Below are 13575 nucleotides of genomic sequence, written 5' to 3'. Positions count from 1 at the left end.
CCGGCCGGGGCAGCGGCGCGTCGCGCTACCGCGTCCCGGCACTCCGGGGGGACCGCTGTCCTCACAGGTCCGTGGCGGTCGCCGGCCAGGTGTCGGACAGGCGGTAGCCCAGCGGATAGGGGTCGGTGGGATCGAGCATGAGCTGGTGGGTGCCGGTGATCCAGGCGCTGCCCGACACGATCGGGACGATGGCGGGACGTCCGCCCACGGTCGCGGTCTCGGCGATGCGTCCCTCGAAGACCGAACCGATGATGGAGCGCGCCACGTAGCGGTCCCCGACCTTCATGCGGCCCTTGGCGTGGAGCACTGCCATCCGGGCCGAGACGGCCGTGCCGGTCGGCGAGCGATCGATCTTGCCGGGGCGGATCGCCACGGCATGGGCCACCTGCAGGGCACCGTCGGCCTCGGTGGCGGGGCCGGAGAAGAGGCAGAACGAGATGTGGTTCCAGCCGGTGGCGGCGGGATGGGCGAACCCGAGCTGCTCGTTGGCGGCGCGGGTGACGATCATGCCGAGCTCCGCCATGTCGCGGGCCTCGTCGGGCGCGACGGTGAAGCCCGCCGCGGCGGCATCCACCATCACGAAACTGTCGCCGCCGTAGCCGGTGTCCACCGTCAGCGTGCCGAGGCTCGGCACGTCGAGCGCGGCGTCGAGCCGGTCGGCGAAGGAGGGCACGTTGCGCAGGCTGATGCGCTCGGCCTTGCCGTCCCGGCAGCTCGCCGTGATCTCGACGAGGCCGCCGGGGGCTTCCAAGACCATCCGGGTTTCGGGCTCCTGCATCGGCACGATGCCGGTGTCGAGCAGCACGGTGGCGACGCAGATGGCGTTCGATCCCGACATGGGCGGCGTGTCGGACGGCTCCATGATGATCCAACCCATGGCGGCGCCGGGCTGCTTGGGCGGCACCAGCAGGTTGACGTGTCGGAACACGCCGCCTCGCGGCTCGTTCAGCACGAAGCGCCGCAGCCCGTCGTCCCGCGCGATGAAGCGGGACTGTTCCCACAGCGTCCCCCCGGGCGGGGGCGCCACGCCGCCGACGATGACGTCGCCGACCTCGCCGCCGGCGTGGCAGCTCACGACGTGGATGACCTTGCTGGTGCGCATGCCCGTCCTCCCGGCCGCCGCCGCCGCGCGGCCGCTCCGGCGCCAAGATCGGCACGGGCCCGCGCCCCTGTCCAGCCCGGGCGGTGGCGTTCGGCGCTCAATGCCCGTCGAAGGGCACGGGACGCCATTTCACGAGGCGGTTCTCCACCAGGGTGATGAGGCCCTCCACCACCAGGGCCAGCACCGCCAGGATCACCATGGCGGCGAAGACGCCGTCGGCGTTGAAGGAGCCCTGGGCGGTCGAGATCAGGAGGCCGACGCCCTTCTTGGCGCCGAGGAACTCGCCCACCACGGCGCCCACCAGCGCGAAGCCGAAGCTGACGTGCAGGCTCGCCAGGATCCAGCTCATCGCCGACGGGATGATCACCGTGCGGGTGATCTGGTAGGACGACGCGCCCAGGATCTGGGCGTTGGCGATCATGGCGCGGTCGGCCTCGCGCACGCCCTGGAAGGCGTTGGCGAAGACCACGAAGAACACCATGACGACGGCCAGCGCCACCTTGGAGGCCATGCCGAGGCCGAGCGCGATGATGAAGATGGAGCCCAGCACCACGCGCGGGATGGAATTGGCCACCTTGATGTAGGTGGAGAAGATGTCGGCCAGCAGCCGGTTGCGGCCGAGGACGATGCCGCAGACCACGCCGCCCGCCGCGCCGATGAGGAAGCCCAGCACGGTTTCCTCCATGGTGACCAGGATCTGCTCCCACAGCGGCCCCTGGCTGGTGCCTTCCGTCACCCAGGTCCAGATCTGCTCGGCGATGCCCGACGGGCTGGCGAAGAAGAAGGGGTCGATGACGCCGGAGCGCGCGCCGAGTTCCCAGCCGGCCAGCACGGCGACCAGGATGCCGATGCGGGCCGCGACGACGATCTGCCGCCGCCGCCGCGAGGCGTGCCGCGCCGCGATCTCGATCTCGGACGGGCTCGTCAGGGTCGCGGGCGGGTCCAGCGTCTGGGCGATGATGGAGGACATGGCGAACCTCAGGCTGCGGCGGCCGCGGAGGCCTGGTTGTGGCTGCGCTGCACCTCCTCGCGGAGGTCGTTCCAGATCAGCCGGGCATAGTCCACGAAGGCGGGCTCGTAGCGGATCTCCGCCGTGACGCGGGGGCGCGGCAGGTCGATCGTGTAGACGGACTTCACCGTGGCGGGGCCGGCGGTGAGCACGTAGACCTTGTCGGCCATGGCGATGGCCTCCTCGAGGTCGTGGGTGACGAAGATGACCGAGGCCCTGGCGTCCGACCACAGGCCCAGCAGCTCGTCCTGCATCAGCGTGCGCGTCTGGATGTCGAGCGCGCTGAAGGGCTCGTCGAGCAGCAGGATCTTGGGCTCGTTGATGAAGGTCTGGGCCAGGGCGACGCGCTTGCGCATGCCGCCCGAAAGCTGGTGGGGATAGTGCTGCTCGAAGCGCTTGAGCCCGACGCGGTCGATCCAGTCGCGCGCCTTGTCGTGGGCCTCGGCCTTGCGCATGCCGCGGAAGACCGGCCCGGCCGCGACGTTGTCGAGCACGCTGCGCCAGGGAAACAGCGCATCGGCCTGGAACACGAAGCCGATGTCGGGGCTGATGCCGGTGATGGGCCGGCCGAACACCCGCACCTCGCCGACGTTGGGCCGGGCGAGGCCGGTGACGAGGTTCAGCGTCGTCGACTTGCCGCAGCCCGTGGGGCCGACCACGCAGACGAACTCGCCCCGCTCCACCGTCATGGTGAAATCGCGCAGCGCCGTCATGACCTTGGCGTCCGGCGTCACGAAGCGGCGCGTGACGTCGACGAGCTCGATGGCGGGGCCGGAGGCCGGGGCGGAGGGGAGGGGGGCGGGCGTCATCGGGTCCTCACTGCGTCGCCGGGTCCGGCCGGCTCACTTGGCCGCCGTCCGGGCGGCGTCGACGTAGGTGGTCGTGAAGGTCTTCGACAGGTCGACGGTCTTGCCCTTCAGGTTGCGGCTGAAGGAGGAGAGCACCTTCAGCACGGTCTCGGGGCCGTCCGCCGGCATGCGGCCGTCCGCCGTGAACATGGCCTTGCCGTCCGTGAGACCCTTCACGTAGAGCGCCCGGTCGCCGACGTAATAGTCCTTGGGCATCTTGTCGGCGATCTCCTCGGCCGAATGGTCGTGGATCCAGTGCAGGGTCTCGACGAGGGCGTTGGCGAGCTTCTGGGCCTCGTCCTTGTGGGTCTCGAGCCAGGTCGACTGCACGTAGAAGGAGGCGGCCGGGTAGGGACCGCCGAGTGCCGCCTTGGTGCTGTCGGGCGTGCGCAGGTCCACCATGACGGTCGCGGCACCCGTCTTGAGCAGCTGGCCGACCGTCGGCTCGGTGGTCATGCCGGCCTGGATCTGGTCCTGCTTGATGGCGGCGATGAAGGTGTTGCCGGCGCCCACCGGCAGCAGCGTGAACTCGCCCGGCTTCAGCCCGGCGCGCGTCACGATATATTGCGTGAGGAAGTCGGTCGACGAGCCGAGCCCCGTGACGCCGAGCGTCTTGCCCTTGAGGTCGGCCGGCGTCTTGATGGAGCCGTCCTTGGCCGACAGCATCTCGACCTCGCCCGGTGCTGCGCTGAACTGCACGATCGAGACGATCGACTTGCCCTTGGCCTGGAGGTCGACGGTGTGGTCGTAGAAGCCGACGACGCCCTGCACGGCCCCGGCCAGCAGCTCGTTCTCGGCCTCGACGCCCGCGCGGCTGTTGATGAGCTCGACGTCGAGGCCCTGCTCCTTGAAGAAGCCGAGGCGCTCGCAGAGCACGGGCGGCAGGTAGATCTGCTTTTCCATGCCGCCCACGATGATGCTGATCTTGTCGGCGGCGTGGGCCGAGGGGGCGGCGAGCAGCGTGCCGGACAGCGCGAGGGCGGCCAATGCGGAGGTGAAGCGGAGGTTCGTCATGGGATGGGTCCTGTGAGGGGGAGGGCGGCCGCGCCGCCGCCTATCGCGTGCCGAAGGTCAGCACCGTGAAGCTGTCGGGGAAGACGGTGTTGGCGTAGAAGGGCGACACCGCCGTGAGGATCTTCTTGCCGGCATCGGCCGTGCCTTCCGCCGTGACGGCGTAGATCGTCTGGGTCGCGGCATCCATCGCCATGGTGCGCATGCCGGCGCGGGTGCCGAGCGTCTCGACCGGCCTGTAGATGTCGGGCCCGTCCTGCGCGAAGACGCTGAGGTTGGCCGACACGCCGTTGGCCGAGAAGATGCGGTGCGCCGGCGCGTCGTAGATCACGCTGTCGGTGCCGCCGCCGATCTCGGCCGAATACACGACCCGGCCGGTCGCGCCGTCGAAGACGCTCAGCGACGGCTTGATGGCGTCGTGGCCGCGGCAGCTCACGATGACGCGGTCGTCCTTGGCGTCGACCGCGACGGCGGTCGGACGGCCGCAGCTCGGCGCCGTGTCGAAGGTCGCCGTGACCTGTCCGGCCGCGACGTCGATCCGGTAAAGCTCGTCGAGGTCCTGTGCCGCCAGGAAGAAGCCGGACCGGCCGTCGCTGTCGGCGCCCTCGACCTTGCGGCTGGGCACCTTGAGGCGGCCGACCTCCTTCAAGGAGGGCACGTCGAGCAGCACGAGGTCGGTGCCGTCGGGCCCGGCGCCCATGTTGAGCACCAGCTTTCGGCTCGCCGGGTCGTAGTGGCTGGTGTCGAGGTCCTGGCCGGCCTTGACGGCAGGACGCGCCTCGAGCGTCGACAGCGTGAACGGGATCAGGGTGCCGTCCTCGTCGTTGGACAGGCCGAGGTCGAATTCCGGGATGATGACGGCGCCGTTGGAACTGGCCTCGGCCGTCCCCGCGATGGTCTTCACCACCGTCATGGTTCCGGGATCGTAGACCTGCAGCCCCTCCTTGCGGTGGCCGAGAAAGACGTGGTGGTTCTTGGCGTCGAACGACACGTAGTCCCAGCCCGAAGCCTTGCCGGGGATCGTCGCGGCATGTTCGAGGTGCCAGCCGTCATAGGCGGCGGCCGGCCCGGCCACGGCCAGGCAGGCGAGCGCGAGCGTCGTGCGATGGCGCAGCATGGTGTTCCTCCCCCAAGGTCCCGGCTCACCCGCTCTGCGGCTGGGTTTCGAGCACGGGCCCACGATAGGGGAGGCGAGCTTTCGGTCAGCTTTCAGTCGCGGCGATCCGGGCCGCCGGGCGCGCGGATGGCGCGACCGGCGCCCGGGACGCCGGGAAGGGTCAGGCCCGGACCACGGCCGATTCCGCCGCCGCGATGTCGGCCTGGCGCTGGACGATGGCGCCGCCGACCGGCGGCCCCCGGAAGCGGCGGCGCTCCAGGCCGAACCACAACGCCACCAGCAGCACGACGATGCCGACCGCGTAGTTGACGAGGATGTCGAAGGGCGGCTGGATGCCGGCATACATCAGCACCAGTACGCCCAGCACCGTGACGGCGGCGAAGGGCTTGGACAGCGCGCCGAGGCGGAACGGGCCGTAGGTCGTCCAGCTCTTCCCCTCGGCCAGCAGCCCCGCCGCCACCGGCATGGCATAGGACACGTAGAGGAAGAGCGCGCAGCCGGCCGCCAGCGCGGCGAAGGCCGGCGAATACAGCGTCGCCGCCACCGACAGCGCGGCGCCGAGCCAGATGGCCGGCACCGGCGTGCGCCACCGCGGGCTGACGCGCTTCCAAAGGCCCGAGGCCGGCAGGCCGCCGTCGCGCGAGAAGGCGAAGATCATGCGCGACGTCGAGGTGAGGCAGGCGAGGGCGCAGAGGTAGTTGGACGCCACGATGCCGATGGCCAGCAGGTCCTTCAGCCAGAGCGGGGCCGGCAACCCGTTGAACAGGTTGAACCAGCCATCGCCGCCGGCCTTGGCCGAGGCCGCGAGGTCGGGGCTGGCGAGCACGAAGGAGGCCGCCATGACGAAGCCGAAGACCAGCGACCAGAAGACCGCGTGCAGCATGCCGCGCGGGACGGCGACGCGGGCGTTGACGGTTTCCTCGGCGGTGTGGGCCGAGGCGTCGAACCCCGTGATGGTGTAGAGCGGGTAGAGCAGCCCGATGAGGAACGCGACGGTGGCGCTGCGCGCTTCCGGCACGTAGCCGCCGCCGGCTTCCCCGGTGGTGTTCACGAAATCCGTCAGGCGGTGGAGGTCGAAGCTCGCCCCCCAGGCCAGGAACGTCACCGTCAGCACCACCGACACGACGAGGATCAGCGTTCCGGAGAAGTCCGTCAGGGCCGTCGTGAGCCGGATGCCGAAATGGTTGAACAGAGCCTGCGTGATCGTGATGGCCACCACGGCGAGCGTCTGCTCCCGGAAGCCCCAGGCGGCGACGTCGAGGTGCAGGATGGGCCCGGCGATGAGCGACTGGAACAGCGTGTAGACGCCGACATTCACCGACGCCACGACGAAGACGAGGCCGAGCAGGTTGATCCAAGCCGTGGCCCAGCCCCAGCCGCGGCCGCCCAGGATCGAGGACCAGTGGTAGAGGCCGCCGGCCGTGGGATAGGCCGAGCCGATCTGCCCGAGGCAGGCCGCCACCACGAGCGCGAAGACGCCGCCCACCAGCCATCCGCACCCGACCTCGAAGCCCCGGCCGGTCGCCAGTGCCAGCGGGAAGGAGGTGATGCCGCCCGCCAGGATGCAGATGATGGAGAAGGAGATGGAGAAATTGGAGAAGCCGCTCATGCGGCGCGCCAACTCCTGGGCATAGCCCATGGAATGCAGCGTCCTGACGTCGTCGTCGTGCAGATCGTCCATCGGCGAAATCCTGTCTGGGTTGAAGGGCGATGCTCGAAGCCGGCATCATGCAAGCGTGGCGCCACGCCGACGGGGGTCCCGGGTCACGGCCCGGACCGCTGCACCGCCCGGTAGGCGGCGAGGACCGGCAGCACCGTGATGGCGGTGACGACCAGCACCACGACATTCACCTCCGGCAGGCGTTGGCCCAGGCGGATGGCGCCGAAGATCCAGAGCGGCAGCGTGTTCTGCGCCCCCGCCGTGAAGGTCGTGACGATGACCTCGTCGAAGGACAGGGCGAAGGCCAGCAGCGCGCCGGCGATCAGCGAGGTCGCGACCAGGGGGAAGGTGACGAGCCGGAACGTGCGCCAGCCGTCGGCGCCGAGGTCCATCGAGGCCTCGGCCAGAGACGCCGGGATCCGCCGCAGCCGCGCCAGCACGTTGTTGTAGACCACGACGATGCAGAAGGTCGTGTGGCCGATGACGATGGTCCAGAAGGACAGGGGCAGGCCGCTGGCTGTGAAGAAGGCGTTGAGCGCCATGCCGGTGATGATGCCGGGCAGCGCGATGGGCACCACCAGCAGCAGCGAGACGGCATCGCGCCCGACGAAGCGGTAGCGGTGGACCGCCAGGGCCGCGGCCGTGCCGATGAGCGTCGCCAGCGCCGTCGCGACCGCGCCGGCGCGCAGCGACAGCGACAGGGCGGCGGCGACCTCCCGGTCGGCCCAGGCGATCGCGAACCATCGTAGGCTGGTGCCGGCGATGGGCCAGCTCTGGACGTTCGAGGCGTTGAAGGCGTAGACGGCCACGACCGCGATGGGGCCGAACAGGAAGGCCAGCACGAGCACGACCCAGAGGCCGAGGAGGAAGCGGACCGGATCGACGCGCATTCCGGCCCCCGTCACGGCGTGTCGAGGGCGCCGAAGCGCCGGGCGAGCAGGAGATAGGCCGCCATCACGACGAGCGGCACGGTGGCGACGGCCGACGCGAAGGGGATGTCGTTGGCGATGCCGACGTTCGCATAGACGACGTTGCCGATGAGGTCCGACCCCGGTCCGCCCACCAGCAGCGGCGTGACGTAGTCGCCGAGCGTGAGCGAGAAGGTGAAGAGCGAGCCCGCCAGAAGGCCGGGCAGGCTGAGCGGCAGCACGACCCTGAGCAGCGTGCGCAACGGCCGCGCCCCGAGGTCCCCCGAGGCTTCCAGCAGCGAGTCCGGGATGCGTTCCAGCGCGGCCTGCAGCGGCGTGATCATGAAGGGCAGCCAGAGGTAGACGTAGACGATGCCCATGGCGAGGCGGGAATAGCCGAGGTCGGCGGCGGGCCAGCCGAGCCCGCCCAGCGCCCAGTTGAGGATGCCGTCATGCGCCAGGATCAGGCGCCAGGCGTAGACCCGGGCGAGATAGCTCGACCAGAGCGGCAGCATGACCAGCGTGAACAGCGCGAGCTTCAGGCGCGGGCCGGCGATCCGCGCCGCCACATAGGCGAAGGGGAAGGCGATCAGCACATCCGCCACCGTCACGGCCGCGGCGAGCCCGACGGTGCGGAGCACGATGGCGCGGTTGGTGGCGCCGGCGGCGACCTGCCGGAAGTTGCCCATCGTGAAGGTCCGGTCGAGCGCGCCGGTGAGGTCGTCGACGCTCCAGAAGGCCGTGACGAGCAGCATGGCCAGGGCCGCCAGATAGATCACGGCGAACCAGGCGGCGGCCGGCGCCATCAGCCCGGCGAGCCCCAGCCACGGCCGCCGCCAGGCGAGGGCCGAAAGCCGGCGTGCCCGGCCCGTCCCCGCTGCGGGGGTGAGGCGGGTCGGCCGGTGGCGGGTCAGCCCTTGATGTCCTGCCATTTCTTCTGCCAATCGGAATAACCCGTGCAGGACTTGGACCCGTCGGCGCATTGCTGCAGCGGGGTCTTCCAGAACCTGATCTGCTTGAGGTAGGTGGCCGGGGCGTCGAGGTGATATTTGGCGCAGGACCCGGCCTGCTGGGCGTCCATCTCGGCGCAGGCCTTGAGGTTCACCGGCGTCTAGCCGAAGGAGATGGCCTGGGCGGCCTGGACCTTGGGGGTCGAGACGTAGCTCATGAACTTGTAGGCGCAGTTCGGATGCCGGGTCTTGGCGGACAGCATCCAGCTGTCGGCCCAGCCGGTGGCACCCTCGACCGGGACCGTGTCGGCCACCGGCGTGCCGGCCTCCTTCAGCGTGTTCGTGGTATAGGGCCAGGCCGCCCCGATCGTGGCGTCGCCGTTCTTGAAGAGCTCGACCTCGTCGGAGGCGAGCGACCAGTATTTCTTGACCAGGACCCGCTGCTGCGTGAGCAGGTCGGCGGCGGCGTCGAGTTGCGCGGGCGTCAGTTCGTAAGGGTCGGTGATGCCGAGCGCGGGCTTCGTCTTCGACAGATAGAGGGCGGCATCGGCGATCTGGATCGGGTTGTCCGGCACCGTGACGAGGCCCTTGTACCGCGGGTCGTAGAGGGCGCTCCAGCTCGTGGGGGCGTCCTTGATCTTGGCGCTGTTCCACAGCAGCACGTTGGGACCCCACTCGTAGGAGAGCCCGTAATGCACGCCCCCCACGGTGTTGTGCGGCGGGGACTGGAGGTCGGCGACGAAATCCTTGTAGGACGGCACCAGGTCCACGGCGATCGGCTGCACGTCGCCCCCGTAGATGAGCCGCAGCGTGGCGTCGCCGGAGGCCGAGACGAGGTCGTATTCACCCCCGCCGCCCTGGCGCATGAGCGCCACCATCTCGTCCGACGAGCCGGCGTATTTGCGGTTCACCTGGCAGCCGGTCTCGGCCTCGAAGGGCTTGATCCAGTCGTCCTGGGCGTAGCCTTCCCAGGCCACGACGTTGAGCGTTCCCTCGCCCGGGCCGATGGCTGCCGGATAGGCGGGCGGCACGGGGGCCGCCCAGCCCGCCCCTGGCGCGATCAGCGAGACCAGGATCGTGGTGCGGCCGGCAAAGCGCTTCATCATCTCTCCATCCTCCTTGCGATTGCCGGAAGCGCCTCCGCCGGCGGCGGATCCGCCCGGGCGAGAACCTCCTCAGCCATCCCCGTCGAGGGCCCAGGCCGCCGCGGCGTCCCACCCGACCCGCACCGTGTCGCCTCGCCCGAAGCCCTGCGGCGACGCGGCGGCGTCGTTGGGCCGGACCGCGTCGAGCAGCGTGCCGTCATCGAGCCGGACCAGCGTGCGGGTGAACAGGCCGAGGAAGACATTGTCCTCGATCCGGCCCGTCTCGACGTGTAGTCCCGCCAGCGCCGCCCCGTCGCGGACGGGGGCGAGCCGGATCTTCTCGGGGCGCAGCACGAGCCTGCGGCCGCCGCGCCGCAGCAGCGTCGACGTCCCCACGAACCCCGCCACGAAGGCGGTGGCGGGCCGGTCGTAGAGGCCGCGCGGCGCGTCGACCTGCTCGATGCGGCCGCGGTTGAACACCGCGATGCGGCTCGACATCGAGAGGGCTTCCTCCTGATCGTGGGTCACGTAGAGGAAGGTGATGCCCACCTGCTCCTGGATGCGCTTCAGCTCGAACTGCATCTCGCGGCGGAGTTTCAGGTCGAGCGCGCCGAGCGGTTCGTCGAGCAGCAGCAGGCCGGGCCGGTTCACGATGGCGCGGGCGAGGCCCGTCCTTTGGCGCTGCCCGCCCGACAGCTGGCCGGGTCGCCGCTGCCCGAAATCCTGCATCCGCACCGTGGCGAGCGCCTCCTCGACGCGCCCGCGCAGCTCGGCACCGCGCACGCCCTTGGCCTTCAGCCCGTAGGCGACGTTCTCGGCCACGGTCATGTGGGGGAAGAGCGCGTAGTCCTGGAAGACCGTGTTGATGTTGCGGTCGAAGGGAGGGATGCGGGCCACGTCCGCGCCGTCGAGCGCGATCGTGCCGGCATCGGGCCGCTCGAAGCCCGCGATGAGGCGCAGCGTCGTGGTCTTGCCCGAACCCGACGGCCCAAGCAGCGTGAAGAACTCGCCGCGCAGGACCGCGAGGTCGACGCCCTCGACGGCGGCCGCGGCCCCGTAGCTCTTGCGCACGCCCGACAGGCGCAGGATGACGTCCGGCCCGTCCACCGCGACCGCTGCCGAGGGGGAGCGCGCGTGGACCGTCACGGTCAGGCCCCGTGCTTGATCATGACGTGGCGCGCCACCGTGTAGTCCTCGATGGCCAGCAGCGACATGTCCTTGCCGTAGCCGGAGGACCGAAAGCCGCCGTGCGGCATCTCGTTGACCAGCATGAAATGCGTGTTGATCCAGGTGCAGCCGTAGGAGAGGCGTGCCGCCGTCTCCATGGCCTTGCCGACGTCCCGCGTCCAAACCGAGGAGGCGAGGCCGTAGTCCGAGTCGTTGGCCCAGGCGATGGCCTCGTCGGGCGCTTCGAAGCGCGTGACCGACACCACCGGCCCGAAGACTTCGCGCTGCACGATTTCGTCGCCCTGCAGGGCCCCCGCCACCACCGTGGGGGGATAGAAGAAGCCGGGCCCCTCGGGCGCGCGTCCGCCCGCCACGACCTCGATGTGGCTCTGCGCCCGCGCCCGCTCGACGAAGCTCGACACGCGGCCGCGCTGCCGTTCGCTGATGAGAGCGCCCATCTCGGCATCGGCGAGATCCGGCCCGCCGAAGGCGATCGTGTCGACGGCGGCGGCGAGGTCGGCCACCAGCCTGTCGTAGACCTTGGCGCCCGCATAGACCCGGCAGGCGGCCGTGCAATCCTGTCCGGCATTGTAATAGCCGAAGGTCCGCAGGCCCTCGACCACGGCGGCGAGGTCGGCGTCGTCGTAGACGATGACGGGCGCCTTGCCGCCGAGCTCGAGGTGGGTGCGCTTGATGCCGTTGCGGGCGGCTTCGAGGACCTTGCGGCCGGTGAGGATGTCGCCCGTGAGCGAGATCATCCGCACCGCCGGATGGGCGATCAGCGCCGCCCCGACCGTGTCGCCGCGTCCCGTCACGAGGTTGAAGACGCCGGGCGGCAGGATGGCGGCGGCGACGGCGGCGAATTTCAGCGCGGTGAGGGGCGTCTGCTCGGAAGGCTTCAGCACGATCGTGTTGCCGGCCGCGATGGCGGGCGCGACCTTCCAGGCCAACATCAGGAGCGGGTAGTTCCAGGGCGCGATGGAGCCGACCACTCCCACGGGGGTCGCGGCGCAGCATGCTGGTGTGGCCCGGCATGTATTCGCCCGCCACCGCCCCCTGCAGGCAGCGCACCGCTCCGGCGAAGAAGCGGAAGCAGTCGACGATGGCCGGGATCTCGTCGGCCACGACCCTCGCCAGCGGCTTGCCGCAGTTGAGGCTTTCGAGCTCGGCGAAGGCCTGGGCATCCGCCTCGATGGCGTCGGCGATGCGGAGCAGCATCCCGGCGCGCTCGCCCGGCGTGGTGCGCGACCAACCCAGGAAGGCGGCCTCGGCGGCCCTGACGGCGCGATCGACCTGGCCCTCGTCGGCGGCGGGGAGCGCCCGGATGAGAGCGCCCGAGGCCGGATCGACGACGGGCTCGGCGGGGCCCCGACCGGGTTCGAACCCGCTGCCGATCAACAGATCCGACATCATGCTCCGGCCCTCCCCGCGCCCCACGTCCACCGGGAGTGTAGGAAGCCGAAAATCGAAAGGAAAATCCGAAATTCAGCGTTGGGGTTTCTGATTTTCGGATTGCCGGGATTTTGGACACGACGCCGCCTTCGGCGCTGGCGCGGCGGGCAACGGGCGGCCGGCATCACCGGCCGTTGCTGAAATCGCTGCAGACTTCCACGAAATGGCGCGCCGCAGGCCTGAGCGGCGCGCCGCGGCGCCAGACGAGCCCGACATCCACGCTCTGCACGGCATCGCTGATGTGGCGCGCCTCCAGCCTGTCGCCCTCGAGCGACCAGGGCCGGTAGGCCATGTCGGGCAGGGTGGCGAGGCCGAGGCCGGTCCCGACGAGGCTGCGGACGGCCTCGACCGACGAGGTCCGCATCACGACATTGGGGCTGAGCCCGGCATTGCCCCAGCACCGGGCCGTGGTCTCGGCGAGTTCGTCGGTGGTCAACATGATGACGCCCTCGCTGGCCACCTGGGCCAGGGTCAGGATGGAGGCCGACAGCAGCGGATGGCGCGACGGCAGCCAGACCCGCCACGGCGAGCGGACCAGGAGTTCCGTCTCGAGCGCCTGCCGGTTCTGGAGGTTGGAGATCAGCAGCAGGCCGACGTCGATCTCGCCGTTGACCAGCAGGTGTTCGAGGTAGCCGCGCTCCTCCTCGATGATGCGGATCTCGACCCGGCGATAGACGCGGCGGAACCGCGACAGGAAATCGGCGAGGTAGTAGCCCGACACCATGCGGGTCACGCCGAGGTTCAATTCCCCGGCGAGGTCGTCGTGCCGCGTCCCCACCGCTCGGCGGGCGTCCGCCACGGCACCCACGATCTGCCGGGCGTGGCGCAGCATGCGGTGGCCCTCGTGGGTGAGGCGCACGCCCTTCTGATGGCGCACCAGCAGCACCGCGCCGGTCTCGTCCTCCAGGGCCTGCACGGCGGCCGTGATGGCGGATTGCGAGATGCCGACCTCGTGCGCTGCGCGCGACACGGATTCGGCCTCGGCCGCGGCGATGAAGTAGCGGAACTGACGCAAGGTCAGTACCTCGGGTCCGCCCTGGTGGCCCCGTCCTCGCATCCCCGGTTCCACACTTCGCTCCACGCCCGCCGCCCGGCGCCATCCTGTCACAAGTCCGGCCCGGTGCGGAGCCGGGCCGGGCTTCGCACCGGCCGCAGGACAGCGCGCCGTCGAACTGCAGCCAGGCCCGGTCGGGCCGCAGCGCGCCGGAGCGCGGGAGGTTGCGGGCCTCCTGGTGCGAGAACAGGTTCGCGCCGGTGGCCATGGCG

General features: G+C 70.5%; 12 protein-coding genes and 1 pseudogene. All 13 read right to left on the bottom strand.

Annotated features, from left to right (window positions below):
• Positions 1-61: 61 nt before the first annotated feature.
• A complete protein-coding gene (locus tag D3272_RS13925; protein WP_129219809.1) occupies positions 62-1102 on the bottom strand; it encodes a trans-3-hydroxy-L-proline dehydratase in 1041 nt (346 codons plus the stop codon).
• 97 nt (positions 1103-1199) lie between these two features.
• Positions 1200-2072, bottom strand: a complete 873-nt coding sequence (locus tag D3272_RS13920) for an ABC transporter permease (RefSeq protein ID WP_129219808.1) — start codon at positions 2070-2072, stop codon at positions 1200-1202.
• Between the two features lie 8 nt (positions 2073-2080).
• The gene (locus tag D3272_RS13915) at positions 2081-2920 is read right to left on the bottom strand and encodes an ABC transporter ATP-binding protein (RefSeq protein WP_129219807.1); all 840 of its coding nucleotides are present in this window, start codon (positions 2918-2920) and stop codon (positions 2081-2083) included.
• 33 nt (positions 2921-2953) lie between these two features.
• The gene (locus D3272_RS13910) at positions 2954-3973 is read right to left on the bottom strand and encodes an ABC transporter substrate-binding protein (protein ID WP_129219806.1); all 1020 of its coding nucleotides are present in this window, start codon (positions 3971-3973) and stop codon (positions 2954-2956) included.
• Positions 3974-4013: 40 nt separating this feature from the next.
• Positions 4014-5087 carry a YncE family protein gene (locus tag D3272_RS13905; RefSeq protein ID WP_129219805.1) on the bottom strand — a complete coding sequence of 358 codons (1074 nt, stop codon included), beginning with the start codon at positions 5085-5087 and terminating at the stop codon, positions 4014-4016.
• A gap of 160 nt (positions 5088-5247) precedes the next feature.
• Positions 5248-6768: an amino acid permease gene (locus tag D3272_RS13900; RefSeq protein ID WP_129219804.1), complete on the bottom strand. Its 1521-nt coding sequence runs from the start codon at positions 6766-6768 to the stop codon at positions 5248-5250.
• 83 nt (positions 6769-6851) lie between these two features.
• Positions 6852-7637: an ABC transporter permease gene (locus D3272_RS13895; RefSeq protein WP_129219929.1), complete on the bottom strand. Its 786-nt coding sequence runs from the start codon at positions 7635-7637 to the stop codon at positions 6852-6854.
• Positions 7638-7648: 11 nt separating this feature from the next.
• Entirely contained in the window at positions 7649-8587 is a 939-nt protein-coding gene (locus D3272_RS13890; RefSeq protein WP_129219803.1) for an ABC transporter permease, read from the bottom strand.
• A complete protein-coding gene (locus D3272_RS27680) occupies positions 8566-8760 on the bottom strand; it encodes a hypothetical protein (protein WP_207210214.1) in 195 nt (64 codons plus the stop codon). Before D3272_RS27680 ends, D3272_RS13890 begins: the two co-directional genes overlap by 22 nt.
• Before the next feature lie 6 nt (positions 8761-8766).
• Positions 8767-9711 carry an ABC transporter substrate-binding protein gene (locus D3272_RS13885; RefSeq protein WP_207210213.1) on the bottom strand — a complete coding sequence of 315 codons (945 nt, stop codon included), beginning with the start codon at positions 9709-9711 and terminating at the stop codon, positions 8767-8769.
• A gap of 69 nt (positions 9712-9780) precedes the next feature.
• A complete protein-coding gene (locus D3272_RS13880; RefSeq protein ID WP_245496580.1) occupies positions 9781-10779 on the bottom strand; it encodes an ABC transporter ATP-binding protein in 999 nt (332 codons plus the stop codon).
• 59 nt (positions 10780-10838) lie between these two features.
• A pseudogene (locus D3272_RS13875) lies at positions 10839-12270 on the bottom strand (gamma-aminobutyraldehyde dehydrogenase).
• Between the two features lie 163 nt (positions 12271-12433).
• On the bottom strand, positions 12434-13366 hold the full coding sequence (locus tag D3272_RS13870) for a LysR family transcriptional regulator (RefSeq protein WP_129219802.1): 933 nt from the start codon (positions 13364-13366) through the stop codon (positions 12434-12436).
• Between the last annotated feature and the right edge of the window lie 209 nt (positions 13367-13575).

Origin of the sequence: Lichenibacterium ramalinae (assembly GCF_004137085.1) — a bacterium.
GTDB classification, from domain to species: Bacteria; Pseudomonadota; Alphaproteobacteria; order Rhizobiales; family Beijerinckiaceae; genus Lichenihabitans; species Lichenihabitans ramalinae.
Note: the sequence above shows the minus strand (reverse complement) of the source record. Positions and strands in the feature narration are given on the sequence as shown.

What these genes read in the sequence shown, in the direction of transcription:
- D3272_RS13925 (WP_129219809.1), bottom strand. Translation starts at nt 1,102, where the DNA reads ATGCGCACCAGCAAGGTCATCCACGTCGTGAGCTGCCACGCCGGCGGC.
- D3272_RS13910 (WP_129219806.1), bottom strand. Translation starts at nt 3,973, where the DNA reads ATGACGAACCTCCGCTTCACCTCCGCATTGGCCGCCCTCGCGCTGTCC.
- D3272_RS13900 (WP_129219804.1), bottom strand. Translation starts at nt 6,768, where the DNA reads ATGGACGATCTGCACGACGACGACGTCAGGACGCTGCATTCCATGGGC.
- D3272_RS13915 (WP_129219807.1), bottom strand. Translation starts at nt 2,920, where the DNA reads ATGACGCCCGCCCCCCTCCCCTCCGCCCCGGCCTCCGGCCCCGCCATC.
- D3272_RS13870 (WP_129219802.1), bottom strand. Translation starts at nt 13,366, where the DNA reads ATGCGAGGACGGGGCCACCAGGGCGGACCCGAGGTACTGACCTTGCGT.
- D3272_RS13895 (WP_129219929.1), bottom strand. Translation starts at nt 7,637, where the DNA reads ATGCGCGTCGATCCGGTCCGCTTCCTCCTCGGCCTCTGGGTCGTGCTC.
- D3272_RS13905 (WP_129219805.1), bottom strand. Translation starts at nt 5,087, where the DNA reads ATGCTGCGCCATCGCACGACGCTCGCGCTCGCCTGCCTGGCCGTGGCC.
- D3272_RS13920 (WP_129219808.1), bottom strand. Translation starts at nt 2,072, where the DNA reads ATGTCCTCCATCATCGCCCAGACGCTGGACCCGCCCGCGACCCTGACG.
- D3272_RS13885 (WP_207210213.1), bottom strand. Translation starts at nt 9,711, where the DNA reads ATGATGAAGCGCTTTGCCGGCCGCACCACGATCCTGGTCTCGCTGATC.
- D3272_RS13890 (WP_129219803.1), bottom strand. Translation starts at nt 8,587, where the DNA reads ATGGCAGGACATCAAGGGCTGACCCGCCACCGGCCGACCCGCCTCACC.